Origin of the sequence: Nocardia beijingensis NBRC 16342 (assembly GCF_001612785.1) — a bacterium.
Lineage (GTDB): Bacteria > Actinomycetota > Actinomycetes > Mycobacteriales > Mycobacteriaceae > Nocardia > Nocardia beijingensis.
On the sequence record NZ_BDBC01000015.1, the window covers coordinates 147,233 to 170,547 of the forward strand.

Annotated in this window: 24 protein-coding genes; 14 read left to right on the forward strand and 10 right to left on the reverse strand. The window is 68.1% G+C overall.

The annotated features are described in order from the left end of the window. Nucleotides 1-111 precede the first annotated feature (111 nt). The 6 genes from NB3_RS10395 to NB3_RS10420 all read left to right on the forward strand — a co-directional run bounded on the left by NB3_RS10395 (nt 112) and on the right by NB3_RS10420 (nt 6,120). Nucleotides 112-858 carry a carboxymuconolactone decarboxylase family protein gene (locus tag NB3_RS10395; RefSeq protein ID WP_067800456.1) on the forward strand — a complete coding sequence of 249 codons (747 nt, stop codon included), beginning with the start codon at nt 112-114 and terminating at the stop codon, nt 856-858. A gap of 133 nt (nt 859-991) precedes the next feature. Continuing rightward, nucleotides 992-1,198 carry a heavy-metal-associated domain-containing protein gene (locus NB3_RS10400; protein ID WP_067800168.1) on the forward strand — a complete coding sequence of 69 codons (207 nt, stop codon included), beginning with the start codon at nt 992-994 and terminating at the stop codon, nt 1,196-1,198. 17 nt (nt 1,199-1,215) lie between these two features. Continuing rightward, nucleotides 1,216-2,145, forward strand: a complete 930-nt coding sequence (locus NB3_RS10405) for a DUF8832 domain-containing protein (RefSeq protein ID WP_067800173.1) — start codon at nt 1,216-1,218, stop codon at nt 2,143-2,145. A gap of 37 nt (nt 2,146-2,182) precedes the next feature. Continuing rightward, complete coding sequence (locus tag NB3_RS10410) at nt 2,183-4,429, forward strand: heavy metal translocating P-type ATPase (RefSeq protein WP_067800175.1); 2,247 nt, start codon at nt 2,183-2,185, stop codon at nt 4,427-4,429. A 183-nt stretch (nt 4,430-4,612) separates the two neighbouring features. Continuing rightward, nucleotides 4,613-5,008, forward strand: a complete 396-nt coding sequence (locus NB3_RS10415) for an ectoine synthase (protein WP_067800177.1) — start codon at nt 4,613-4,615, stop codon at nt 5,006-5,008. After that, a complete protein-coding gene (locus NB3_RS10420) occupies nt 5,005-6,120 on the forward strand; it encodes a threonine aldolase family protein (RefSeq protein ID WP_067800180.1) in 1,116 nt (371 codons plus the stop codon). The genes NB3_RS10415 and NB3_RS10420 overlap by 4 nt, the downstream gene beginning before the upstream one ends. A 222-nt stretch (nt 6,121-6,342) precedes the next feature. On the opposite strand, the gene NB3_RS10425 is transcribed toward NB3_RS10420, so the two are convergent. Both NB3_RS10425 and NB3_RS10430 read right to left on the reverse strand, forming a co-directional pair. After that, nucleotides 6,343-6,687, reverse strand: a complete 345-nt coding sequence (locus NB3_RS10425) for a hypothetical protein (RefSeq protein WP_157111696.1) — start codon at nt 6,685-6,687, stop codon at nt 6,343-6,345. A gap of 47 nt (nt 6,688-6,734) precedes the next feature. Further along, the gene (locus NB3_RS10430; protein WP_244891852.1) at nt 6,735-7,655 is read right to left on the reverse strand and encodes an NAD(P)H-binding protein; all 921 of its coding nucleotides are present in this window, start codon (nt 7,653-7,655) and stop codon (nt 6,735-6,737) included. An 85-nt stretch (nt 7,656-7,740) separates the two neighbouring features. On the opposite strand from NB3_RS10430, the gene NB3_RS10435 reads away from it, so the two are divergent. Beyond that, nucleotides 7,741-8,568: a helix-turn-helix domain-containing protein gene (locus NB3_RS10435; protein ID WP_218020562.1), complete on the forward strand. Its 828-nt coding sequence runs from the start codon at nt 7,741-7,743 to the stop codon at nt 8,566-8,568. A gap of 499 nt (nt 8,569-9,067) precedes the next feature. Here NB3_RS10435 and NB3_RS10440 read toward each other — a convergent pair whose 3' ends face one another. Continuing rightward, on the reverse strand, nt 9,068-9,430 hold the full coding sequence (locus NB3_RS10440; protein WP_244891853.1) for a hypothetical protein: 363 nt from the start codon (nt 9,428-9,430) through the stop codon (nt 9,068-9,070). Nucleotides 9,431-9,893: 463 nt separating this feature from the next. On the opposite strand from NB3_RS10440, the gene NB3_RS10445 reads away from it, so the two are divergent. The 5 genes from NB3_RS10445 to NB3_RS10465 all read left to right on the forward strand — a co-directional run bounded on the left by NB3_RS10445 (nt 9,894) and on the right by NB3_RS10465 (nt 13,053). Further along, nucleotides 9,894-10,763 carry a helix-turn-helix domain-containing protein gene (locus NB3_RS10445; protein ID WP_067800190.1) on the forward strand — a complete coding sequence of 290 codons (870 nt, stop codon included), beginning with the start codon at nt 9,894-9,896 and terminating at the stop codon, nt 10,761-10,763. Continuing rightward, the gene (locus tag NB3_RS10450) at nt 10,760-10,966 is read left to right on the forward strand and encodes a DUF397 domain-containing protein (RefSeq protein ID WP_067800192.1); all 207 of its coding nucleotides are present in this window, start codon (nt 10,760-10,762) and stop codon (nt 10,964-10,966) included. The genes NB3_RS10445 and NB3_RS10450 overlap by 4 nt, the downstream gene beginning before the upstream one ends. A 100-nt stretch (nt 10,967-11,066) precedes the next feature. Then, on the forward strand, nt 11,067-11,540 hold the full coding sequence (locus NB3_RS10455) for an NUDIX domain-containing protein (RefSeq protein ID WP_067800196.1): 474 nt from the start codon (nt 11,067-11,069) through the stop codon (nt 11,538-11,540). 161 nt (nt 11,541-11,701) lie between these two features. Continuing rightward, nucleotides 11,702-12,529 (forward strand): alpha/beta fold hydrolase, encoded by an 828-nt coding sequence (locus NB3_RS10460; RefSeq protein WP_067800199.1) that lies wholly within the window; start codon nt 11,702-11,704, stop codon nt 12,527-12,529. A gap of 116 nt (nt 12,530-12,645) precedes the next feature. Continuing rightward, nucleotides 12,646-13,053, forward strand: coding sequence for a hypothetical protein (locus NB3_RS10465; protein ID WP_067800203.1), 408 nt, complete (start codon nt 12,646-12,648; stop codon nt 13,051-13,053). A gap of 84 nt (nt 13,054-13,137) precedes the next feature. On the opposite strand, the gene NB3_RS10470 is transcribed toward NB3_RS10465, so the two are convergent. Together NB3_RS10470 and NB3_RS10475 are read right to left on the reverse strand one after the other, a co-directional pair. After that, nucleotides 13,138-13,881, reverse strand: coding sequence for a lysophospholipid acyltransferase family protein (locus NB3_RS10470; RefSeq protein ID WP_067800205.1), 744 nt, complete (start codon nt 13,879-13,881; stop codon nt 13,138-13,140). Nucleotides 13,882-13,892: 11 nt separating this feature from the next. Next, the gene (locus tag NB3_RS10475) at nt 13,893-14,639 is read right to left on the reverse strand and encodes a lysophospholipid acyltransferase family protein (protein WP_067800463.1); all 747 of its coding nucleotides are present in this window, start codon (nt 14,637-14,639) and stop codon (nt 13,893-13,895) included. A gap of 76 nt (nt 14,640-14,715) precedes the next feature. Here NB3_RS10475 and NB3_RS10480 point away from each other — a divergent pair, with 76 nt between their 5' ends. Together NB3_RS10480 and NB3_RS10485 are read left to right on the forward strand one after the other, a co-directional pair. Next, entirely contained in the window at nt 14,716-15,678 is a 963-nt protein-coding gene (locus NB3_RS10480; RefSeq protein ID WP_084486104.1) for a hypothetical protein, read from the forward strand. A gap of 42 nt (nt 15,679-15,720) precedes the next feature. Then, nucleotides 15,721-17,259: a Rieske 2Fe-2S domain-containing protein gene (locus NB3_RS10485; RefSeq protein WP_067800209.1), complete on the forward strand. Its 1,539-nt coding sequence runs from the start codon at nt 15,721-15,723 to the stop codon at nt 17,257-17,259. 54 nt (nt 17,260-17,313) lie between these two features. Here NB3_RS10485 and NB3_RS10490 read toward each other — a convergent pair whose 3' ends face one another. From NB3_RS10490 to NB3_RS10510, 5 genes are all read right to left on the reverse strand, one after another. Continuing rightward, entirely contained in the window at nt 17,314-17,655 is a 342-nt protein-coding gene (locus NB3_RS10490; protein ID WP_067800213.1) for a BP74-related protein, read from the reverse strand. 165 nt (nt 17,656-17,820) lie between these two features. After that, a complete protein-coding gene (locus tag NB3_RS10495) occupies nt 17,821-18,846 on the reverse strand; it encodes a peroxiredoxin family protein (protein ID WP_067800216.1) in 1,026 nt (341 codons plus the stop codon). A gap of 54 nt (nt 18,847-18,900) precedes the next feature. Beyond that, complete coding sequence (locus NB3_RS10500; RefSeq protein ID WP_067800219.1) at nt 18,901-19,842, reverse strand: DMT family transporter; 942 nt, start codon at nt 19,840-19,842, stop codon at nt 18,901-18,903. Nucleotides 19,843-19,892: 50 nt separating this feature from the next. Continuing rightward, complete coding sequence (locus NB3_RS10505) at nt 19,893-21,329, reverse strand: MFS transporter (protein ID WP_067800222.1); 1,437 nt, start codon at nt 21,327-21,329, stop codon at nt 19,893-19,895. A gap of 166 nt (nt 21,330-21,495) precedes the next feature. Continuing rightward, nucleotides 21,496-23,283 carry a putative bifunctional diguanylate cyclase/phosphodiesterase gene (locus NB3_RS10510; protein ID WP_228827483.1) on the reverse strand — a complete coding sequence of 596 codons (1,788 nt, stop codon included), beginning with the start codon at nt 23,281-23,283 and terminating at the stop codon, nt 21,496-21,498. Nucleotides 23,284-23,315: the final 32 nt, after the last annotated feature.

A 23,315-nucleotide genomic window follows, 5' to 3' on the forward strand; every position in this document is an offset into this window, starting at 1 on the left:
GGTAGCAGGACGGAACCGATCAGTACCATCCAGGTTGACCAAAACGGAACCAGTCAGTACCGTCTTGATTCGGCACCGATCGGTACCATCTTGTTCGACCTGGAGGCTTCGATGTCCCGCCTGCCCCTTGTGTCCACCGACTCCGCCGACGCCGAGCAGTCCGATCTGCTCGCCGAGGTACAGCGCCAGCTGGGCCGGGTCCCGAATCTCTACGCCGCCATGGCGAACAGCCCCGCCACCTTGCGCGGATACCTGAACCTGCGCGAAGCGCTGACCAAGGGAAAGCTCTCGGCCCGAGTACGCGAGCAACTCGCCTTGCTGGTCGCCGACGAGAACGGCTGCGACTACTGCACCGCCGCGCACACCATGCGCGCCGACCGGATGGGCTTCACCGAGCAGGCGATCGCCGACACCCGCGCGGCGCGCGCCGACGATCCGCACGCCGACGCGATCCTGCGCGTCGCCCGTGACGTGCTCCGGTCTCGCGGCCGGATCGACGACGCCGCGCTCGCCTCAGCGCGCGCCAGGGGCGTCAGCGACGCCGAACTGAGCGAGATCGTCGGCCATGTGGCACTGAACGTGTTGTCGAACTACTTCAACCATGTCGCCGAGCCGGAACTCGACTTCCCGCCCGCGGCACCGGCGAAAGGCACGGCGATGGAAGCGAAATGGCGGCCCGCGAGCAAGGTCGTCCTGGTCGACGGCTATTCCCTGACGGACACAGAGGGCCGCGCGACACGCACCGTCGATGACGTCCACATCGCGATCGAAGGCGGATTCCTGCACGTCAAGGTGTCCGACACCGCCGACGTGCAGGTGGTGTCCGCGCCCGCCGTCGCGCTGGTGACCTACCGCTGATCCCGATCCACCCGGCCCGGTCCGCGACTCGTCGCGGATCGGGCTTTCGTCTGCGCGGGACTTGACATCTCGATACCCTAGGGGGGTAGGGTAAACATCGATAAGCAGACGTACTCGCAGAAGGACACCGACCATGAGCACCACCACCGTGACCGTCACCGGCATGACCTGCGGCGGCTGCGCCGCCAAGGTCCGCACCGAGATCGGCAGCATCTCCGGCGTCGATTCCGTGGCCGTCGACCTCGCCGACGGACTGGTGACCGTCGAGAGCGCGAGCCCGATCGACCGCGCGGACCTCACCGCCGCCGTGACCCGCGCCGGCTACACGGTCGCAGGCTGACGGACGGGAGCACTCCGATGAACACAACTGTCAAATTCGGCGGCTTCGCCCTCGGCCTCGCGGCGGTCTTCGGGATCGCCCTCGCGGCCGGTGCGGTGATCGGGCCCGAACCCGCCGCTCACGACCCGAAAACGCACGGCGCTGCCGAAGGCGAAGCCGACGCACTACCTGGAGGAATGATGGCAACCGACCGCGGCTACACCCTGCGGCTCGACACCACACGGACCACCGCCGCCGCGAACGTGCCGCTGCGCTTCCGCATCCTGGACCAAGACGGCAAACCCGTCACCCGCTACGTGCGCAGTCACGACAAGGATCTGCACTTGATCGTCGTGCGCCGGGATATGGCCGCCTTCCAGCACGTCCACCCGGTGCTCGATGGCAACGGCACCTGGAGCGTCCCGCTCGATCTCACCCGCGCCGGGGACTACCGCGTCTTCGCCGACTTCACTCCTGAGGGCGGAGCGAACCTGACCCTCGGCGCGGACCTGCTGGTGGCCGGCGTCTACGACCCCCAGCAGCTGCCCGCGGCGGCCGCCACCACGAGCGTCGGCGACTACACCGTCACGCTGGACGGAACCGTCGTCCCCGGCCGGGCGTCGAAGGTGACGCTCTCGGTGAGCCGCGCGGGCAAACCGGTGACCGACTTGCAGCCCTACCTCGGCGCCTACGGCCATCTCGTGGCCCTGCGCGCCGCCGACCTGGGCTATCTGCACGTCCATCCGGAAGGCCATCCCGGTGACGGCGTGACCGCGGCCGGACCTGGCATCACCTTCGCCGTCACGGCGCCCAGCGCCGGCGACTACCGCTTGTTCCTCGATTTCCAGCACGAGGGCGTGGTCCGCACCGCCGAATTCACCCTGACCGTCGCACCGGGCACCCCCGCTGTAGACGCATCCCACCACAACGAACACACTGGTCAGCAGCCGGACGGCCACGCGCACTGACCCGAAGACCGTCCGCGCACAGAACGGAGCACCCACGATGACCACCGCGACACAACCGCCGCCCTCCGGGCAGGTCGAACTCGTGATCGGTGGAATGACCTGCGCGTCTTGCGCCGCCCGGATCGAGAAGAAGCTCAACAAACTCGACGGCGTCACCGCGACCGTGAACTACGCCACCGAGAAGGCCCGCGTCGAGGTCACCGGGGACGTCTCGCCGGACGACTTGATCGCCACCGTCGAGCAAGCGGGTTACACCGCGGCCCTGCCCGCTCCCCCGGAGCCGCAGGAGAGCGCCGCCGAGGAAGATCCCGCCGCCGCCCTGCGCACCCGCCTGCTGATCTCGCTGGTGCTGTCGGTGCCGGTGATCGCCATGGCGATGATCCCGGCCTTGCAGTTCACCAACTGGCAGTGGCTGTCGCTGACCTTGGCCGCGCCGGTCGTCGTGTGGGGCGCGCTGCCGTTCCACCGCGCGGCGTGGACGAACCTGCGCCACGGCGCGTCGACCATGGACACCCTGATCTCGATGGGGACGCTGGCCGCACTGGGCTGGTCGGTGTACGCGCTGTTCTGGGGCACCGCGGGCACGCCGGGCATGACGCATCCGTTCGAGTTCACCATCGCGCGGATGGACGGCACCGGCAGCATCTACTTGGAGGCCGCGGCAGGCGTCACCACGTTCATCCTGGCGGGACGCTTCTTCGAGGCGCGCGCCAAGCGGCGGGCGGGTGCGGCGCTGCGGGCCCTGCTCGAGCTGGGGGCCAAGGAGGTCTCCGTCCTGCGCGACGGAACCGAGCAGCGCATTCCGGTGGAGCAGCTGCGGGTCGGCGATCGGTTCGTGGTGCGGCCCGGCGAGAAGATCGCCACCGACGGCATCGTGACGGAAGGCTCCTCGGCCGTCGACGCCTCGATGCTCACCGGCGAGTCGGTGCCGGTCGAGGTCGGCCAGGACGACGCCGTGGTCGGCGCGACCGTCAACGTGGGCGGCCGGATCGTGGTGCGCGCCACGCGGATCGGTTCCGACACCCAGCTGGCGCAGATGGCGAAGCTCGTCGAGGACGCGCAGACCGGCAAGGCGCAGGCGCAGCGGCTGGCCGACCGGATCGCCGGGATCTTCGTGCCGATCGTCATCGCGCTGTCGGTCGCGACGCTCGGGTTCTGGCTCGGCACAGGCGGTTCGGTGGCCGCGGCGTTCACCGCCGCGGTGGCGGTGCTGATCATCGCCTGCCCGTGCGCACTCGGACTGGCCACGCCGACCGCGCTGATGGTCGGCACGGGACGCGGCGCGCAGCTCGGCATCCTGATCAAAGGCCCCGAGGTGCTGGAGTCGACCCGGCGGGTGGACACGATCGTGCTGGACAAGACCGGCACCGTCACGGCGGGCAAGATGACGCTGCTCGATGTCGTCGCGGCCGAAGGTGAACAGGCCGAGCGCATTCTGGAACTGGCCGGAGCGCTGGAGGACTCCTCCGAACACCCGATCGCCCAAGCCATCGCCAAGGGCGCCCGCGAGCGGGTTGGCGAGCTGAAGCCCGTAGAGGATTTCGCGAATGCCGAGGGCCTCGGCGTGCAGGGCGTGGTGGACGGCCACGCGGTGGTCGTCGGCCGCGCGCGGCTGCTCGCCGACTGGTCACAGCACCTCGACGACGATCTGACCCGGGCGATGCGCGCGGCCGAAGCCGAAGGAAAGACCGCCGTCGCGGTGGGCTGGGACGGCAAGGCGCGCGGCGTGCTCGTCGTGGCCGACGCGGTGAAACCCACCTCCGCCGAGGCGATTTCCCAGCTGCGTGCCCTCGGGCTCACCCCGATCATGCTGACCGGCGACAACCAGGCCGCAGCCGACGCGATCGCCGCCCAGGTCGGCATCGATGCGGTGATCGCGGAGGTGCTGCCGCAGGACAAGGTCGCCACCGTCAAGCGGTTGCAGGCCGAAGGCAAAGTGGTCGCGATGGTGGGCGACGGCGTGAACGACGCCGCGGCGCTGGCCCAAGCCGACCTGGGCCTGGCCATGGGCACCGGCACCGACGTCGCCATCGAGGCGGGCGATCTGACCTTGGTTCGCGGCGACCTGCGGGCGGCGGCGGACGCGATCCGGCTGTCCCGCCGCACCCTCGCGACCATCAAGGGCAACCTGTTCTGGGCCTTCGCCTACAACGTGGCCGCGATTCCGCTGGCCATGGCGGGCTTGCTCAACCCGATGCTCGCGGGCGCCGCGATGGCGTTCTCCTCGGTCTTCGTGGTGAGCAACAGCCTGCGGCTGCGTGGTTTCCGCTCGACAGCGAACTAGGCACACCGGACGGGACGGCACACCTGGTGTCGTCCCGTCCGAGCACGTGCAGTGGCTCGATTTTTGCTATACGGGGCATTTCTGCCACTGTCGGGCACGCCGTGCGAGTGGCCATGATCTTTGGTGATCCGGGCTCGGCCACCGTCCGACCCACCCCCGGTGGAGCACGAACAAAGGAAACCCATGATCGTCCGTTCCCTGAAAGAGATCGCAGGCACCGAGCGGGAAGTGCGAGGCCCCTCCTGGAACAGCCGCCGCTTGGTGCTCGCCGAGGAGAGGGTCGGCTTCTCCGTGAACGACACGGTGGTCGAGGCGGGCGCCGAGCTCGAGATGTGGTACGCCAACCACGTCGAAGCCGTCTACGTGATCGAGGGGCATGGTGAGGTGATCGACGACGAGACCGGGGAGGCGCACCGTCTCGAACCAGGTGTGCTGTACCTGGTAGACGCACACCAGCGGCACACCCTGCGCGCCCATACCCGGTTCCGCGCGGTCTGCGTGTTCGACCCACCCCTCACCGGCCGCGAGGTCCACGACGAGAACGGCTCTTTCCCGCTGCTGACCGAGGAGGACCGGTGAGCGACAGCTCCCCCGAGCCCGACCACGACAACCCACGCGGATTCGCCAGCGACAACAACGCCCCGGTGCACCCGGACATCATGGCGGCGCTGGCCGCCGCCAACGTGGGCCACCAGCCGGCCTACGGCGCGGACGCCTACACCGCACGGCTGCGCGAGCTGATCAAAAGCCATTTCGGCGAGCGCGCTGAGATCTATCCGGTCTTCAACGGCAGCGGCGCGAACGTGGTCGGATTGCAGGCCATGTGCGACCGGTGGAGCGCCGTGATCTGCCCCGAGTCCGCGCACATCAACCTCGACGAGTGCGGCGCGCCAGAGAAGGTAGCCGGGCTGAAGCTGATCCCGGTGCCGACCACGGACGGCAAGCTGACGCCGGAGTCGCTCGACCGGTACGCCTGGGGCTTCGGCGACGAGCACCACGCCCAGCCCAAGGTCGTCTCCATCACGCAGAGCACCGAACTCGGCACCCGCTACACGCCCGGAGAGATCGCGGCGATCGGCGCGCTGGCGCACGAGCGCGGCATGCTGCTGCACGTGGACGGCGCCCGGCTGGCCAACGCGGCCGCCGCACTCGACCTGCCGCCGCGCGCGTTCACCACCGACGCCGGGGTGGACGTGCTGTCGTTCGGCGGCACCAAGAACGGTCTGATGTTCGGCGAGGCGATCGTGGTGCTCGAGCCCGACGCGGTGCGCGGCGTGCCGTACCTGCGCAAAGCCGCGCTGCAACTGGCCTCCAAGATGCGGTACGTGTCGGCGCAATTCGTCGCGCTGCTGGAGGGCGACCTGTGGCTGCGCAACGCCCGGCACGCCAATGCGATGGCGGCCCGGCTGGCCACGGCCGTCGCCCGGGTACCCGGCGTCGAGATCGTACGGCCGGTCCAGGCCAATGCCGTCTTCGCCGTGTTGCCCAGGGAGGTCACCGAGCGGCTCCAGCAGCGGTTCCGCTTCCACACCTGGGACGAGCGCACCGGCGAGGTGCGGTGGATGTGCTCGTTCGACACCACCGAGGCCGACGTGGACGCCTTCGCGGCGGCGATCGGTGCGGAAATGGCCGCTCGATCCCGGAACTCCCACGCGCTCAGCACAAAACACCGGACGGGACGGCACACGTAGTGTCGTCCCGTCCGGGCATCCGCCAGGAGGTCTCCATGTCGGTAATCACCGAAGGCGCGGCGCGGATCGCGCGGCATCCGGTTACCAGATGTCTCGCCGCGTGCTTGCTCGCCGCCGCCACCCGAGCCCTACGCTCGAGCACAACGGAATCCGGCAACGCATGCGCATAACGCCATGGGCGAGCATACCCCTGGCACACCGGATTCCGAAACGGAATTCGGTTCAGCCGCGCAGCGTGGTGACGGTGACCAGCGACGGCTGGATCAATGCCCCGTACACCTCGATCGACACCCCACCGGTGGGAGTTTCGCTGGCCCAACGGGCGTGCTCGGTGATGCCTTCGCCGAGAAGCGCTTTCGCTCCGGGCGACCAAGCGACGGCCACCTGGCTCAGCGCCGGTCCGAGGTTCAGGTTCGCGATCGCCGCGGATTCACCGTTGTCGAAGTAGACCTCCGTGCCACCGGGGAACGGATTCACCGCGACCGCGGAGGCGCTCGCCCCGCCGAACGCGGCGGCGGACCCGCCCGCCACAACCGCTACCAAGACCGTCATGACCCGTTGACGCATCCGAATTTCCTTTTCGTGTAAGCACACCGGCCGTCCAGCCGGTCATGTCACCTTTGCCGAGCGGACATCGTTCGGCAATTCGATGTGGTGCTGATCACATGCAGCCTACGGTGCGTTCGCGCCGGCCGCGAAGGCACTCGCGTGATCGGTGGCCCATTCGGCGAAAGTCCTTGCCCGGCCGAGAATTTCCACCACATCCGGGGTGACGATCGCATTGTGTCCGGCGCGCACATATTTCTGCCCGGCAAGCGCACCGTCGGCGAATTCGACGGACATTCCGGACGCCAGCATATGTGCCCGCGCTTCGGTTTCGGGAATTCGGTCACGTCCACCGGGTGGCCGGTGACCGTTGCCAGAGTCGCGGCCAGGTCGTGGGTGGTGAGCAATTCCGGCCCGGTGAGCGTGTGGATCCGGCCCGCGTGCCCGCCGGAGACCAACGCCTCGACGGCGACTCCGGCGACGTCACGGGGATCGACGACACCCTGGGCCGCGTCGCCGGTCATATTCGGCACCGGCTGTCCGGCCCGGATCGCGGTGGCCCAGCTAAGGGTATTGGACGCGAAGGAGCTGGGGCGCAGGATGGTCCAGTCGACGCCGCTGTCGCGTGCGGCCTGCTCACCGGGCATATGCCAGGTCCCGACGCGGCCGAGACCGGGGTCCCCGGTGCCGATGGCGGAAAGTTTGACGATTCGACCGACTCCGGCGTCCCGCGCCGTGGCGATCAGCGCCCGATCCAGGTCCGCGTACTCCGGACCGAGCACCCCGACGACGAACGCGGCCTCCGCACCAGCCATCGCCTTCGCCATGGACGCGACGTCGGTGTAGTCGCCACGCGCCACTTCGACGCCCGCGGGGACGTCGGCCCGGTCCGGGTCGCGGGTGACGGCACGGATCGCGGTCCCGCGCGAACTCAGTTGCCGGACGATTTCACTGCCGATGGTGCCCGTCGCACCGGTGATCACGATCATGAGGACCACCGTGCCGGGCGTTCGGGCAGGTCTCTAGGAAATTCCGGCACACCTGCGCGGTGCACGGCTGCCTACAGTGGATGCGGTGACCACTCTGTTGCGCCCGCTCGTCCTGACCGCCGAGTCGGTCGAGACGTCCGAGCCCGCGCCGGAGTCGTTGCGGCCGTGGCTGGCCGAACTCGGCCGCATCCCGACCGTGCTCGAACTGTCCGAGCCGTTCGCGCACGTGCCGCAGACTGCCACCACGATCGTGCTGCGTACCGAGCGCGTAGCTGCCGGTGACCACCGGGTGGCGCTCGTCGTCGGGCCGCAGACCAAGGCGAGCTACTCGCGCGCGAGCAAACCCGCGGGCTGCGTCCGCCTGCGGCTGGCCCCGGGTGCGGCCCCCGCGCTGCTCGGTGTTCCGGCGGCCGACCTCACCGATCGCGTGCTGCGCCTGGACCACCTGCCCGGCCCGGTCGCGCACCTGGCCGCCGAGCTGAGCGAACTCGACCACGGCGAGGTCGTGTCATACCTGGAGAACGAACTGCCCCGGCGTATACCCGACGATCCGGCCCAGAACGCCCGCCGTGAACTGCTCACCACGGCCGTAGCCGCCATCGCCGCCGACCACCCGCTTTCGGTCTCCGAGTTGGCCACGCGCCTCTCCGTCAGCGAACGCCAACTCCGCAATCTGTTCGCCAGTGGCATCGGCGTCTCCCCTAAGCACTTCGCACGCATCAACCGCGTTCGGGAGGTCCTGTCGCGAACTGACGACACACCATTGGCCGATATCGCCACAGGGACGGGGTATTACGACCAGTCGCATATGACTGCCGATTTCCGCAGCTTGATGGGTGTACCGCCGACTTCATACATTCGAGGCCGGGTCCCCGCCCCTTCCCCTTGCCGCCCACTCACCCGTCTCCGCTGATCGGACCATCGGCCGTTCTCCCGTGGTGTCGTGACAGACCCTCGCAATACAAGCGTTCGCAAGGGAGGCGCGGCAGGCCCTCCGCGCCGTTCGGGAGGACTTCTACCGCGTCGGGGTAATGAGCATGCCGCCATTCGCGCGCGAACGTCATCGCCGCCGTGACGCATGCGGCGAAATCCATGCGCAGTCCGTGCAGGAACACACTCACGTGGACGTCGTCCGAGGGATTGGTGCAGGAATCGCCGCACATCACGCACCTGATCCCAGTGTGGGTATCTCGAGATCGCCTGCGGTTTCAGTGCGACGGAAGTAGCGGTAGTCCTCGCGGCTGACTATCACCGCCGCGACGAGCGTCGCGCACGCTGAGTAGTCGCAGTCGCAGTGCATTTCGAGCGCCTTGGCGGCATTCGCGGGACTGGATACCGGCCAGTGCGGGTTGTCATGTGCTCGCCGGGACCGCAACTCCCCGACGCGTCGGAGCCGCCGAGCGCGAGAGCCGTCATCCGACATGAGTTGTGCCCGTCCTGCGCCGAGTACGCGGCATCTGATCCGCCCATGCCCGCACGCCCTCGACCACCAACTGGCCCGACGGACGGAAGGCATTGCGCGGCGGCACGATCCAGTGCCGGATCGCTCCCACCGCAGCGGTGGGCGAAGGCAGCGCGATCGTCGCTCCTGACCGCGCGACCGCCACGTCCAGCCGGAACAATTCCGCGAACAATCGCACGTCATCAGGCAGGTCGGGCTGAATGAGGAAGGTCCAGCGCCCCGAACGAGGATGTCCCACGATCGGGCCGAGAGGGACGCCCCGGCTCTGCATATGCGCCTTGACCGCCTGCCCGAGCCGAGTGGGCATCGTCATCGCCCACACCGACCCGGCCCGCAACACGATCCGCCCGAGTTCCGGCGGATCCACCACAGCGGGGAGCCCGCACTCCCGCCGATAGAACAGGCACCGCGATCGTGGTGTATCTCCAAGCGCTTCCATCCGCATCCTCTCTCGCACATCGAGACCCGGCTGACGAGTGCCCGACTCTGCCGACGAGCGAATGCCGCCATCGCTTCGGGCATACGCGCAGCACAGCAGCCCCGCCATCTGTTTGGGTGATCCAGCGGATGAATCGCGAAAACCCGATCATTTTCCCAGGTGACCACCCATACTTGCTGTTCGGTGGCACCCGTGGCGCGGTAGCAGCGTCATCCACAGCTCGGGGGTGGGGCCACCCACGAATGCAGTGCTTGCCATCTACCAGAAGGGGAAAGTAACAGTGGTCAAGCCGCTTACCAGGGGGAATTCGCAGCGCAGCGCCATTTCGTCGCCATCCATGGCACGCACCCCAGGCGTACCGCATCGGCAGCTGGGCCGTGTCCTCCGCGCGATGCGCCTCGAATCCGGCCTGTCGATCCTGATGGCTGCGAAGGCGATCGGTCGTGGTTCCGGTACGGTGCAACGGCTCGAGACGGGCCACGCGAACAAAATCTCCGACTCGGATATCGACAACTTGTGTCGGCTGTATCGACAGCCTGAACGTGCGAGCGAGTTGAAAGCTCTTGCTGCTCAGCGTATGGAGCAGAGTTGGTGGGACGAGTACACCGATCAAGTCGCACCCAGTTTCGGGGTTTACCTCGGGCTGGAGTCTGCGGCCGAAGCGGTGACCATCTACCGACCGGACATTGTGTCCGGCCTGTTCCAGACTCGCGAATATGCCGAGGCATTGGACAGGTTGTACTTTGTAGAAGACTTGCCCGAGGAGCGTGAGCGGCGTCTGCGCGTCCGACGCGAACGCCAGAACCTCATACTGCGCACAGTCTCGCCTCTCCAGGTCGACCTCGTGATCGATGAAGGGGTCCTTCGGCGAGTGGTCCACGGACCGCGGGTGATGGCGAGACTGTGTCGCCACCTCGCCGACCTGCCGCCGAACGTGTCGGTGAGAGTGCTGCCTGACACCGCAGGCTATCCAGTGGGTACGACGGCTGGGCCGTTCACCATTCTTGATTTCGGCACCGACAGCGCAGGCAATGCTCTGGAGCCACCTGTCGTATATATCGAGAGTTTCGCGGGCAGTATTCATCTCGAACGCCCGGATAGCGTGCGGCGCTATCGCAATGCGTTCCACAAGATTCAGCGAGTAGCGTTGGATCGAACTGAGAGCAAACGCCTGCTGCGGCGGGTGGCAAAGGAGTATGCACCATGAGCATGGACCTATCCGGGGCGCGCTGGTTCAAGAGCAGCCACAGCGGCGGCAAGGACGATTGTGTAGAAGCCGCGCACCTGGAAGACGGCATGGTCGGCGTGCGCGACTCCAAGAACCCGTCCGGAGGAACGCTGGTGTTCTCCCCTGACGCATGGGACTCCTTCACCGCGTACGTGCTCAACAACGAGTACGCCCGGTCGTAGTCCAAAGCTCGCTGCGGCGGGAATAGTCCCTCGCAGCGAGCTTCGTCGTACTGTCGCAACACCAAGTGCCCGATGCGTCTCGACTAGATCAAGGTCATAGATGAGCAGGCGACGCGACTACTACCGAGATCCCCATGCCCCGAGGGCCAACAGCTTGGTTCCCGGCGGCTCCGCTCTGATTGTCGACCCCACCGGCGCGATCCTCATGCAGCGCCGAGCCGACTCGGGCAACTGGTCCCTGCCGGGCGGCACCATGGAGATCGGCGAGACGCTCGAGCAGTGCGTGGTCCGCGAAACGAAAGAAGAGACCGGGCTAGATATCGAAATCACCGGTCTCCTCGGCATCTACACCGATCCGGAGCACGTCATCGCCTACTCCGATGGCGAGGTGCGCCAGGAGTTCAACGTCACCTACTACGCCCAGGTGATCGGCGGCCACTTGACGGTCAGCGACGAATCCACCGACGTTCGCTTTCTCCGACCGGAACAGCTCCCACACGAACCGATTCACGAAACCGTCCGTCTTCGGTTGCGGCACCACAGTGAAGGACGCACACAGCCGTATCTGGGTTGAGCACAACCGCCTGCGCCAGCGTCGGGGAACCGGAACCTGAAGACCACGCGAGCCATGTCAGCAGACCCTGCTGTCCCCCGTGACCAGGCGCAGTTCCATGTCAGCGACCGTGTCAGCTTGCTGTCAGGGCGGCGTCAGGCCAGGCGCCGAGAGTGGTTGGCATGACGAAGAACAGCAACTCATCCACCGCTGCGAAGTGGACCGGGATGGTGTCGGTCGATGATACGGCGCTGGCCGTCACCGACACCGGCGGTTCCGGTATCCCGGTGGTCTACTGCAACGGCCAGTTCGCCACGCAGGGGTACTGGCGGCGGGTGATCGCCGATCTCGGCCCTGAATACCGGCACATCACCTTCGATGAGCGGGCTCGCGGCAAGTCGCGGCGTTCGGCGGACTATTCCTTCGAGGCCGCGATACGGGATGTCGACGCCGTCCTGGCCGCCAGAGAAGTGGACCGGGCGCTGCTGGTCGGCTGGTCCTACGGGGCGGTCGTCGCGGCGCACTGGGCCGGCCGGAATCCGGAGCGCGCCGTGGGCGCGGTGCTGGTCGACGGCGCGTTCCCGTACGACTGGCTCGACGAGGCCATGGAGCAGCGGATCCGCAAACTGTTCAAGCGGCTGAACTTGTTCATGCCGCTGCTGCGCCCCACCGGTCTGACCCCGCGGATGAACGCCGCGCAGATGGCCGAAAGCAATATCGAACTCGGCAAGCTGTCCCGCGAGCGCGAGCTGGGTCCCGTGCTGGACGACATCAGCGTGCCGGTGCGGTATGTGGTTGCTTCGGGGACGTCGTTCGGAAGCAAGGGCGATGAGCAAGAGCGAATCCGCACCAGCCTCGACGCGGTGTGCACCCGCAATCCGAATATTCGGGTCAGCGCGAAAGTCGCCAGCAATCACGGCGCGATTCTGCGCAAGGACTTCCGCGTCATCACCCAGGCCGTCCGCGAGATCGCGGCGGCCAACGACGAGCAGGGTTCGCCCAGCCGCTGACCGACGCGCGTCAGTCCACATCCACGATCTGCCCTCGGCACTCTCACCATCCCGGCCAGGTTTCGCCAGCCGGACATCCGATCGCGTTTCGACCAAACACAGAAGGAGACACCACCATGTCCATCACCCTCACCGACCAGGACAAGGCCACCGTCCGGACCGCCGCCTACGGCGCTGTCTCGCTGATGGCCGCCGCCGACGCCACCGGCTCGCCCCACAAGGCCGCCACTCACGGCACCATCGCCCTGTCGTCGGCGACCGGCCTGATCGGGCACGTACTCGCCGCGAAGTCCAAGGACATCACGTTGAACGGCAAGAACGTCGCCGAACTCGCCGACCACGTGCTGCCCGCGCTCACCGCGGCCATGCACCTGCTCCAACAGCGGGATCCGGCCGAGGCCGACAACTTCCGCAGCACCGTCCTCGTCGCCGTCGACGCGGCCGCCGGAACCCGCAAGGGCGCGCCGAGCCCGGTCCTGGCCGAAATGGCCCGCAAGATCACCGCGGCCATCGACGCCGCCTGACCGGATGCCGACCGCACCGCCACAAGCTGTCACGAGGTCCTCCCTCGGACCTCGTGACACGGCGGCGTGGCAGGTGCGGCGACATCACCCCGCCTTCGCCCGCCGCCGCCGCTCCATCTCCTCGCGTTCCAGCACAGCCGCCTCCGCGAGGGTCGGCGCGGTTCCACCGAGCCGCGCGGGAACCCAACGGGCGCCTTTCACCATCGGGTAGTCGCGTTGGGCGCGTTCCAGAAGTTCGCTCATTCGGGTTCGCAGGGTGGCGGTGAGTTCTTCAGCCGGTTCGTCGGGTGGGATCGGTGCGCCGATACGGATATTGATCGGGAAATTGTGCCGACCCAACTGCTTGGGGATGTCCTTGGTCCAGATCCGGTGCGCGCCCCAGATGATCATGGGAACGATCGGGACATCGGCTTCGACCGCCATGCGCGCCGCGCCGGACTTGAATTCCTTGAGTTCGAAGCTGCGGCTGATCGTCGCCTCGGGATAGACCACGACCACCTCGCCCGCACGCAAGGCGGTCACCGCGCGGGCGTAGGACTCCGCACCCGCCGTGCGGTCGACGCCGATCGCCTTGCAGTGCTTCATGAGAAAGCCGACGATGCCGTGCTCGAGTTCCGCCTTCATCATGTACCGGACATTGCGGCCGGACTTGCGCCCGACCAGCCCGACTTCCATGAAATCCAGATAGGCCGTGTGATTGACGGCCAGCACCGCACCGCCGGAACGCGGAATGTGCTCTTGGCCTTCGATATCGACGCGCAGGCCCTGCGCGAAGAAGATGGCGCGGACCAAGCCGGCGAGAATATCGTAGACCGGTTCTCGCGCCATCACACCTCCAGCTACTGCGCCGCGTTCTTGCGCGCGGCCTTGGCCTCGGCTTCGGCGGCATCCATCGCGTCCGCCTCTTCCAGGGTAGGAGCGCTGCCGCCCAGACGGGCGGGAACCCAGTACGCGCCGGGCTCGTGCACGTAGTCCTTTTGCAGGTCGAGCAGCATTTCCTGCATGGTCGAGCGCAGCTTCGCGGTCAGTTCGGCGGCGGGCTCGAACGGCTGGATCGGCTCGCCGACCGCGATCGAGATGGGCGTGTTGGTGCGGCCGAGCCGCTTCGGGAAGCCCTTCGTCCAGACCCGCTGCGCACCCCAGATGACGATCGGGATGATCGGCACCTCGGCCTCGATGGCCATGCGCGCCGCGCCGGACTTGAATTCCTTGATCTCGAAACTGCGGCTGATCGTCGCCTCGGGATACACGCCGACCAACTCGCCCCGGCGCAGGTACTCCACGGCGGCCTTGTAGGAATCCGCGCCCGCCGAACGGTCCACCGGGATGTGCTTGAGCGCGCGCATGATCGGGCCGGAGATCTTGTTGTCGAAGACGTCCTTCTTGGCCATGAAACGGATGTAGCGCTTCGGGGTGCGCACCGGCAGGCCCGCGTAGGTGAAGTCCATGTAGCCGGTGTGGTTCACCGCCAGCACGGCGCCACCTCGGGCGGGGATGTGTTCATCGCCCTTGACGGTGAACTTCAGACCTTCGATGAAGAAGACGGTACGGGCCAGGCCGATGATCGTCCGGTAGACGGGTTCCACAAGTCCGCTAGCGTAGTCGCTGCTCGTCCCCATCGGCAGTTCGCCGCCGCCGCGCGCCGCGCCGGAGCGAGGACGCATGAGCAGCCCCGACCGCATGCCCGGAGAGAAGAGGATCGTCGAAGTGGAACGCGCCCGATCGGTACCGCGCGAGTACGACCGCAGTGCAGCACGCGAGCGGAACCGGTCCGGGCGCGCGACCCGCGCCGCGCTGATCGGCGGCTCCGCCCTGATCGCTGCGATCGCGCTGACCGGCTGCGATTCCGTCGTCGGTATCCCGGAGGACAGCCCGCCGCAGGCGGCCGCTCGCACCACGCCACCGGCCGCCGTCCCGACCGCGCCCCCGCCGAGCACCTCCGCACTTCCGCCGGTTCCGGCCGACGCTCCGACGGTCGGCGCGGTCGCCGGGCTGCCCGCCGCCGCCCCGGCGATGCAGCGCTGGGCGGCCGACCTGCGCTCCCACACCATCGCGGAAATGCAGGACAAGTGCTGGACCATCGCGCCGAGGAACGTGGCCGAGATGTACGAAGACCAGCAGGCCGTCCTCACCGCGCTCGCCCAGCCCGGCACGGTGACCGAGGACGCCGTCGTCTGGAAGAGCCCGACCACCACCGTCGCCGCCCAGCGCGCCGAGATCGCCACCGGCTACGCCTGCCCGCGCGTCGCGGCGGCCGGTGCGGAGATCGCCTACAACGACGCGGACGCCAGGCACACCGTGCGCCGGTACCTGTCGCGCTTCGTCGGCAAGCCGCTCGACCCCGCCGACAAAGAAGGCGACTACCCTCTGATCTGTAAGGCGTCCCCGGCGACCTGGGACCCCAAGGGCACCGGGCGACCGAGCCCCGCGCCGCTGGCGAACAACCAGGGCGCGCTCACCGGGGCCACCGAGTTCGCCGACCAGCAGATCCGGTCGGAGCAGGTGAACACCGACTACATCGCGGTGCTCGTGCCGGTGACCAACTCCTCCGGTGTGACGCAGACCCGCACCTTCACCTTGCGCTCCGGGACGGACGGCTACTGCATCGGCGAGGTCTCGCCGTAACCACTACCCTGGTTGGCTGGTAAACAGCAGGAGGAGCAGCTAGTGCAGATCACCAGCGTCGGACACGCCGGATTCCACATCCGCACCGCGGCCGGGTCGATCCTTTGCGATCCCTGGGTGAACCCCGCGTACTTCGGTTCCTGGTTCCCGTTCCCCGACAACACCCGGCTGGACTGGGACGCGCTGGGCGCATGCGACTTCCTCTACGTCTCACACCTGCACCGCGACCATTTCGACGCGAAGACGCTGGCCGAGCACGTGAACAAGGACGCGACCGTGCTGCTGCCGGACTACCCCGTGCCCGATCTGCGCCGGGAACTCGAACAGCTGGGCTTCCACAAGTTCTTCGAGACCGAGGATTCGGTCAAGCACACGGTGACCGGCCCCGGCGGGGATCTGGACGTCATGATCATCGCGCTGCGCGCGCCCGCCGACGGCCCGATCGGCGACTCCGGGCTCGTGGTGTCCGACGGCGAGACCACCTGTTTCAACATGAACGACGCCCGCCCGGTCGACATGGACGTGCTGCACGACGCTTTCGGTCACGTCGACATCCACCTGCTGCAGTACTCGGGCGCGATCTGGTACCCGATGGTCTACGACATCCCGGCCCGTACCAAGTCGAACTTCGGCAAGCAGAAGCGTCAGCGCGGCATGGACCGGGCCCGCAGCTACATCGAGCAGGTCGGCGCGACGTGGGTGGTGCCGTCCGCGGGTCCGCCGGTGTTCCTGGACGACGAGTTGCGCTACCTCAACGACGATCGCGGTGACGAGGGCAACATCTTCCCCGACCAGAAGGTGTTCCTCGAGCAGATGGAGATCCACGGCAACGCGGGCGGGGTCCTGATGATCCCCGGCTCGGTCGCCGATGTGCGCGGCGCCGAGCTCACTCTGACCCACCCGAGCGATCCCGCCGAGATCTACGACAACAAGGCCGAGTACATCGAACGGATGGCCCAGCGCCTCGCTCCGGTACTGGAGGCGGAGAAGGCGACCTGGGAGCGCGGCGACGGTTCGCTGCTGGAGCCGCTGCGCAAACTGTTCGAGCCGATCATGGCGCAGAGCGACGTGATCTGCGACGGCATCGGCTATCCGGTCGGCTTGGTGATCGGCGAGGAAACCATCGTGCTTGACTTCCCCAAGCGCACGGTGCGTGAGCCGATCGAAGGCGAGGGCCGTTACCGCTACGGCTTCCGCATCGCGCCGGAACTGGTGCGCACGGTGCTGCGCGACCGGGAGCCCGACTGGGTGAACACCATCTTCCTGTCCACCCGCTTCCAGGCCTGGCGCATCGGCGGATACAACGAGTTCCTCTACACGTTCTTCAAGTGCCTCACCGACGAGCGGATCGCCTACGCCGACGGCTGGTTCTCCGAGGCGCACGACGACTCGGCCTCCACCGAACTCAGCGGCTGGGAGGTGCAGCGGCGCTGCCCGCACCTGAAGGCGGACCTGTCGAAGTTCGGCGTGGTGGAAGGCAACACGCTCACCTGCAACCTGCACGGCTGGCAGTGGGACCTGGAGTCGGGACGGTGCAAGACCTCCAAGGGCCACGAACTGCGCTCGCGCAAGCTGGACTGACGGCGAGGCTTCCGGCCGACGGTTTCCCGTCGGCCGGAAGCGTTTGCCGACCGATTACCGGTCGGCAACCTCGCGGGTCATCTTCGACGACCACGGACACCAGAAGCAGCCCGGCAGGAACGCGCCGCACGCCTCGTCCAGATGGTCGTTGACGTACATGATGCTGGCGTCGCAGACCTCGATCGCCATGGTGAAGAAGCTGATGGTGTCGGGGTCCAGATGGAAGTCCCAGCCCGGGTTGTAGGGCGCGGGCATCTTCCGGATCCGGCCCATGACGTGGACAGACATCTGCTCGTCCCCCGACAGGATCCGACGTGCTTCGGCGATCCGCTGCTCATTGGTCAGCTGGATGATGAACTCTTTGCCGGAGTAGTCGGTGAATGCGAAGAGCGCCATGTCTTTCCCCTCTTGTCGATGGGTCTGGTGGATGGATGGCGAATTCCGCACCGGTGCGACTCGATCCTATCGGCGCGGCACCGTCTATTTGCTAGAAATTTGCCAACCAGTTCATAACCGGACCGGAGTCGGTCAAGACGGGCGGAAAAGAGGTACGCCCCGAAATCAGCTGGACGCTCCTGCCGGGATTTTGTCCCGCGCCAGCCCGCGCGGCCGGGTCCGCGCCGTGCGGATCAACTCGCGGATCGCGATGCCTCCCCTGGCCACCGGCGCGGCCACACGTCCATCGGAATCGATCAGGACGGCGGACGGCGTGCCGCGCACCCGGTAACGCAATGCCGCTTCGTTGCCCTGCTGCACGAGCGAGGGGATATCGCCCAACCCGTGCTCGGCTCCCCACGCGGCTTGCTCGGCGGCATCGCCGTTGCCGACGGCGACGATCGCGAGGGCATCGCCCGTCCGCGCGCGCCAGCGGGGCAGCTCACGGGCGAGCGCCGCGCACAGTTCACAGCCCGGGTGCACGAAGACCAGCAGGACCGACCGCCCTCCGGTCAGCAGGTCCTCGAGCGTGGTCTTCGCTCCGTCGGGAGCGAGCAGTTCGAATTCCGGCGCCACCGCACCGACCGGCAGGCCCTCAGCGCCCAGCGTGGACAGCGCCTGCTCGTCCATCCGGCGGCGCAGGACGCGCAACTGGCCCGCCAACCACACCAGCACCGCGACCACCACGGCGAGCGCCGCGCAGCCGATCGCGTTGTCGGCGGGCAGGTCCATCGGCACGCGCGGGTGCGTTCGCGCGCCGATACCGACCAGCACGGCGAGCGCGGCGAAAACACCGTTGCGCACCAAGATCTTCGGCCCGATCGGCGTGGCGCTCGCGGCGCCGAAGCAGGAACAGGAAGGGCGCTCGCCACGGCGCAGCAACCGCACGATCACCGCCGTGAACACGGCGAGCAACAACAGCACCGCCAGCGCGGCCGAGCCGGAAAGCCCGGGAATCAGCACGCTCACCGCGATGATCGCCTCGGTGATGGACAACCCCCATGCCACCGCGGGCACCCAGCGCAGCGGCACCCCGAAATCCCCCACCGCCTGCCGCGTCGCGCTCCGATCCGCCAGCTTGCCCCACGCCGACAGCCCGAACACGACAGCCAGACCCAGCCGCGAAATCCACACCCCGTATTCGATCAGCATGAGCGCACCATTCCACACTTATGCGCTTCGCGTATGAATGCGCGGGGAGTGTCCTCAGGACTGCGGTCGAGCGGCGACCGCGACCGCGACCAGAGTCAGCGCGCAGCCGATGATCGCGGTGACCGACAGTCCCGCGCTGGTCGGGGTGAGCATGTCGAGGATCAGGGAGGCCAGCAACTGTCCCGCCACCGAGGTGAGCCCGAGTAGCAGAACGCCGATCCAGCGGACCGTCAGCGCGGCGAGGGCGATGAAGGCGACGCCGATGAATCCGCCGAGATACAGCCACGGCTCGGCCGGGAAATCGGCGGGCCCGCCCGAAGACACGATGACCAGCGCCTCGATGACGAGCAGGGCGGCAAGACCGACACCGAAATTCACCAGCGCCGCCGACAGCGCCCCACCGACGGCGCCCACCTTGCCGTTCACCGCCTGCTGCCAGGCCAGGCCGATGCCTGCCAGCGCGGGCAGCGCGATCAGCAGCACGGTCGGGGTGCCGCGCAGCGCCTCTGGCACGGAGAGAGCACCGTCGGCGCGGGTGTGCCCGAATCCGGCGATCAGCACCGCCACCACGCCGAGCGCAGCGCCGGCCAGACGTACCGCGGTGACCGGCGTGCGGCCGCTCGGACCGAGGCCGAGCCGGTCGACGGCCAGGCTGCTGAGCAACTGCCCCGCGACGGTCGCGACGGTGAACGCGGTGACACCGATGGCCGCGACGGTGAGCCCCTGGCACGCGACGAAGAACGCCCCGCACAGACCGCCGAGCAATTGCCAAGGCCGCAGCACGCCCTCCGATACCGCCCGCCGCACCCGCCGCGCGCCATCCCGCAACCGCCCACTGACCGCGAACGCCACCACCAGCACAATCAGCCCCACCCCGAAACTGATCGCCGCCGCCGCCACCCCGTCCGCCAATCTCGCCCCCAACGCACCATTGATCCGCCCCTGCACCGCCACCCCGGCGCCGATCCCGAACCCGCAAACCAGCCCGAACCGCACTCCCGCACGCTACCCAACCGCCGCGAGTGGCACATGACTGCGGCTCGCGGTCAGTCGGCGCGCGGGAGCCAGCGCGGCGTGAGGGCGGCGATGGCGAGGAGGGAGGCGCCCAGGAGGGCCAGGAGGGCGGAGATGGAGGTGTGCTGGGCGGTGAGGGCGGCGAAGGCGAAGACCGCGAGGGCGATCACCTCGCCCAGGAGGCCGGAGACCGAGGTGACGGTGGCGCGGGCAGGACCGGCGATGGCGTCCTGGAGGCGGGCGGCCGCGACTATCCCCGCGTTGTAGACGATGCCGTAGGAGATGCCGATCGAACCGAAACCGAGGCCGGTCAGCAGGTAGACCGCGTCCGGACGGCCGGTCGCGAGACCGGCGATCAGCGCGCCGCCGAGGAACAGCACGCCCGCGGCGGCCACCGCGATCGACATCGTCCGGCCCGACATCCCTTCGGTGCGCCCGGCCAGCACCGAACCGGTCAGCGAACCGAGCACGGTGAGACCGACCAGCAGGGGCACCACGGCGGTCGAGACCCCCGACTCCTCCGCCAGCAGGGCGAAGTACTCGTCGAACGCCGTCACCCCGAACAGCAGCGCCTCCAGCAGCACGCCGTAGCGCACCGCCCGCACGCGGACCGCCTCGCCCACACCGGCTTTCAGCATGGTGAGGTATCGCGCGAACGGCCCTGACCGCGTCGCGGAGCGCTTGGGATCGACCTTGGACGCGAAGCCGCTCGCATAGGCACTCGGTTCCTCGAACCGTTCGCCCCGTGAACGGCGCACGGAGCCGACCTCGGACGCGGCCGCACGATCCACCGAACAATCCCGGACAGTGCGGGCGCAGACAGCGCCGGTATGGGCGACAGTTGGCGCCGCGACGACTTCCGGTCTCCGACCGCCGTCGGCGTACCGCACGGCGGCGGAGGAGTCTTCTTCGAGAGCATCGATGTCCGCCGCTGACACCGCTTTCGGCGCCGTGGGCAGCGATAGCGCGAGCAATGTGTGCACAGCCGCCATGGCGACGCTGAACCAGCCGACCAAGACATAGCCGCCGGACAGATACAGGGGCGTCGCGGCGAGGATCGCGATGACGACAGCCGTCTCCGCACCGGCACGGGTGTACCCCAGGATGCGCGGATAAGCCGACGACGCGGCGCGGGCGGCGAGGTCGTCGTACAGCAGCGCCTCGAACGTGCCGGAGGCCAGCGCGCCCGAGATTCCCCAGAGTACGAATCCGGCGGCGAAACCCGCGAACGAGGGCGCCACCGTCCACAGCGCGAAACCCGCCGTCAGCAAGACTCCGCTGAGCACGAGCAGCCCGCGGCGCGACATCGTGTCGGCCCACGCGCCGGAGGGCACCTCGAGTAAGAACGACGTCGCCGACCAGATCGCGAACAGCAAGGAGATCTGCCCGGTGCTCATGCCGTGGTCGGCGAACAGCAGGGCGTACAGCGCGTAGAGCGGGATCAGTTCACCGATGCTCTTGAAGAGCACCGCCCGAACCGTCAGCGAGCGCAGGCTGAGCGCACGGGCGCTATTCGCTCGACGGGCGCGCGACGATACAGCGGATCAATAGGCGTAGATGAGCAAACGCATGTCGATCAGCATGGCCATTCCCGCCGCACGCCGTCAAGGGAATTACCGCTCGTCGTCGACCTGCTCAGGGCAGCGGCACCCAGCCGTTCGCGGCAACCGCGTCCCCGTCGCCGAGTTCCCCGTCCGTGACGCCGGAGCCGATCCGGCCTTTGTTCTCGTTGAGGTCGCTGATCAGCTCCGACACCGGGTGCGAATCGCTGTAGTGATAGCCCTGCGCGAGCGCGAAGCCCAGTTCGGTGAGCACCGCGGCTTGATATTCGGTCTCTACGCCCTCGGCGATGACCTGCAAGTCCAGCGCGTTGGAGAGGGCGGCGATCACGCCGAGCAACGGCGGTGCGGGCGAATCGGAACGGATCGCGGCGACGAAGGACTGGTCGACCTTGAGGATGTCGCTGGGCAGGGTGGCCAGTCGGCTGAGCGAGGAGTATCCGGTGCCGAAGTCGTCGATGGCGATGCGAACGCCACGGTCGCGCAGGGTGTGCAGGTTCTCGATCGCGGTCTGGGATTCGGCGGCCAGTTCGCTTTCGGTCACCTCGAGCACCAGCTGATCGGCGGGCCATCCCGTGGCGGCGAGGATTCCCGCCACCCGGTCGGCGTAACCGGCCTCGGCCAGCTCCAGCCCGCTGACGTTCACGTTCAGTGTGAGATCCAGCTGAGCGAAGGTCTCCTGCAACCGCGCGGCGTCCGCGCAGGCGCGGCGCAGCACCAGCTCGTCCAGATCGGCGATGAGGTCGTACTCCTCGGCGACGCGGATCAAGCCCTCGGTGGTGACATCCGGTTGCGCGCTCGACGACCAGCGCAGCAGCGCCTCGACGCCGACCGCCTTGCCGCCGCCCTCGGTCAGGCTGACGATCGGCTGGTAGTGCACGTCGAGCGCGCCGCGGTCGATCGCCTCGCGCAGTTCCACCGCCAGCGGCAACTGCCGGGAGGACTCCAGCACCGTCCGGTTGCGTCCGGCCTGCTTGGCCCGGTACAGGCCGACGTCGGCGCGGCTGACCAGCAGCGATCCGGATTCGCCCGGCTGCCATGAGGTCACGCCGGCCGAGCAGCCGGTGGTCACCGCGGCGCGGAGCTGTTCGGTGAGCAGGATCGCGGCCTGCTCGGTGGTGTTCGGCAACAGCAAGGCGAACGCGTCGCCGCCGTAGCGCGCGAGGCGTTGCTCGGGGGCCAGCAGTTTCGACCAGGTGTCGGCCACTCGCTGCAGGACGGCGTCACCGGCGCGGTGCCCGAGGTGATCGTTGATCTTCTGGAAGCGATCCAGGTCGACCAGCACCAGTGCGAGCCCGTGCCCGGACCTGGTGGCCTGTTGGATCGCGGTGTTCAGCGCCCGGTCGAAGCCGCGCCGGTTGAGCAAGCCGGTGAGCACGTCGATGTCCGCTTCGGACGCCATCCTGGTCAGGATTCCGACGACGACGCCGACGCCGAAGGTCACTCCGGCCGGGATCAAGCCCGACCACCACGGCAATCCGGGCGTCACCGGCCGCGCGGGCAGCACCCACAGGCACAGCGCCAAGGCGAACGCGATATGGGCGGCGGCCTGCGACCAGGCGAAGAACAGCGCCGCGTCGCACGCGATGAACACGTAGAACGCCGCGAGGCTGATCGCGCCGACGGTGTTCGGGAAGGAGTGCACCGCGATCGTCACCAGCACCGTCGCGATCGCGACGTAGACGTGATGGATCGAATGCGGCAGCCGCGGCCCCCATGCGAGCAGCGTGAGACCGAGCGCCAGCGCCACCGCTGCCGCCCCGCCCACCAGCGGACGATTACCCTCCTCACCAGGGGCGATGGCGGTGATCAACAGACCGAGCACCCCGCCCATGACGTAGAACGCCCCGGTGGTCCGAGCCATGACCATAGCCGTCGCCAGCGCAGACGCGGCCC

What these genes read in the sequence shown, in the direction of transcription:
- NB3_RS10460 (WP_067800199.1), top strand. Translation starts at nt 11,702, where the DNA reads ATGACGAAGAACAGCAACTCATCCACCGCTGCGAAGTGGACCGGGATG.
- NB3_RS10405 (WP_067800173.1), top strand. Translation starts at nt 1,216, where the DNA reads ATGAACACAACTGTCAAATTCGGCGGCTTCGCCCTCGGCCTCGCGGCG.
- NB3_RS10400 (WP_067800168.1), top strand. Translation starts at nt 992, where the DNA reads ATGAGCACCACCACCGTGACCGTCACCGGCATGACCTGCGGCGGCTGC.
- NB3_RS10440 (WP_244891853.1), bottom strand. Translation starts at nt 9,430, where the DNA reads ATGACGATGCCCACTCGGCTCGGGCAGGCGGTCAAGGCGCATATGCAG.
- NB3_RS10470 (WP_067800205.1), bottom strand. Translation starts at nt 13,881, where the DNA reads ATGGCGCGAGAACCGGTCTACGATATTCTCGCCGGCTTGGTCCGCGCC.
- NB3_RS10450 (WP_067800192.1), top strand. Translation starts at nt 10,760, where the DNA reads ATGAGCATGGACCTATCCGGGGCGCGCTGGTTCAAGAGCAGCCACAGC.
- NB3_RS10410 (WP_067800175.1), top strand. Translation starts at nt 2,183, where the DNA reads ATGACCACCGCGACACAACCGCCGCCCTCCGGGCAGGTCGAACTCGTG.
- NB3_RS10455 (WP_067800196.1), top strand. Translation starts at nt 11,067, where the DNA reads ATGAGCAGGCGACGCGACTACTACCGAGATCCCCATGCCCCGAGGGCC.
- NB3_RS10415 (WP_067800177.1), top strand. Translation starts at nt 4,613, where the DNA reads ATGATCGTCCGTTCCCTGAAAGAGATCGCAGGCACCGAGCGGGAAGTG.
- NB3_RS10395 (WP_067800456.1), top strand. Translation starts at nt 112, where the DNA reads ATGTCCCGCCTGCCCCTTGTGTCCACCGACTCCGCCGACGCCGAGCAG.
- NB3_RS10495 (WP_067800216.1), bottom strand. Translation starts at nt 18,846, where the DNA reads ATGCTGATCGAATACGGGGTGTGGATTTCGCGGCTGGGTCTGGCTGTC.
- NB3_RS10490 (WP_067800213.1), bottom strand. Translation starts at nt 17,655, where the DNA reads ATGGCGCTCTTCGCATTCACCGACTACTCCGGCAAAGAGTTCATCATC.
- NB3_RS10425 (WP_157111696.1), bottom strand. Translation starts at nt 6,687, where the DNA reads ATGCGTCAACGGGTCATGACGGTCTTGGTAGCGGTTGTGGCGGGCGGG.
- NB3_RS10465 (WP_067800203.1), top strand. Translation starts at nt 12,646, where the DNA reads ATGTCCATCACCCTCACCGACCAGGACAAGGCCACCGTCCGGACCGCC.
- NB3_RS10510 (WP_228827483.1), bottom strand. Translation starts at nt 23,283, where the DNA reads ATGGCTCGGACCACCGGGGCGTTCTACGTCATGGGCGGGGTGCTCGGT.
- NB3_RS10480 (WP_084486104.1), top strand. Translation starts at nt 14,716, where the DNA reads ATGAGCAGCCCCGACCGCATGCCCGGAGAGAAGAGGATCGTCGAAGTG.
- NB3_RS10430 (WP_244891852.1), bottom strand. Translation starts at nt 7,655, where the DNA reads ATGATCGTGATCACCGGTGCGACGGGCACCATCGGCAGTGAAATCGTC.
- NB3_RS10445 (WP_067800190.1), top strand. Translation starts at nt 9,894, where the DNA reads ATGGCACGCACCCCAGGCGTACCGCATCGGCAGCTGGGCCGTGTCCTC.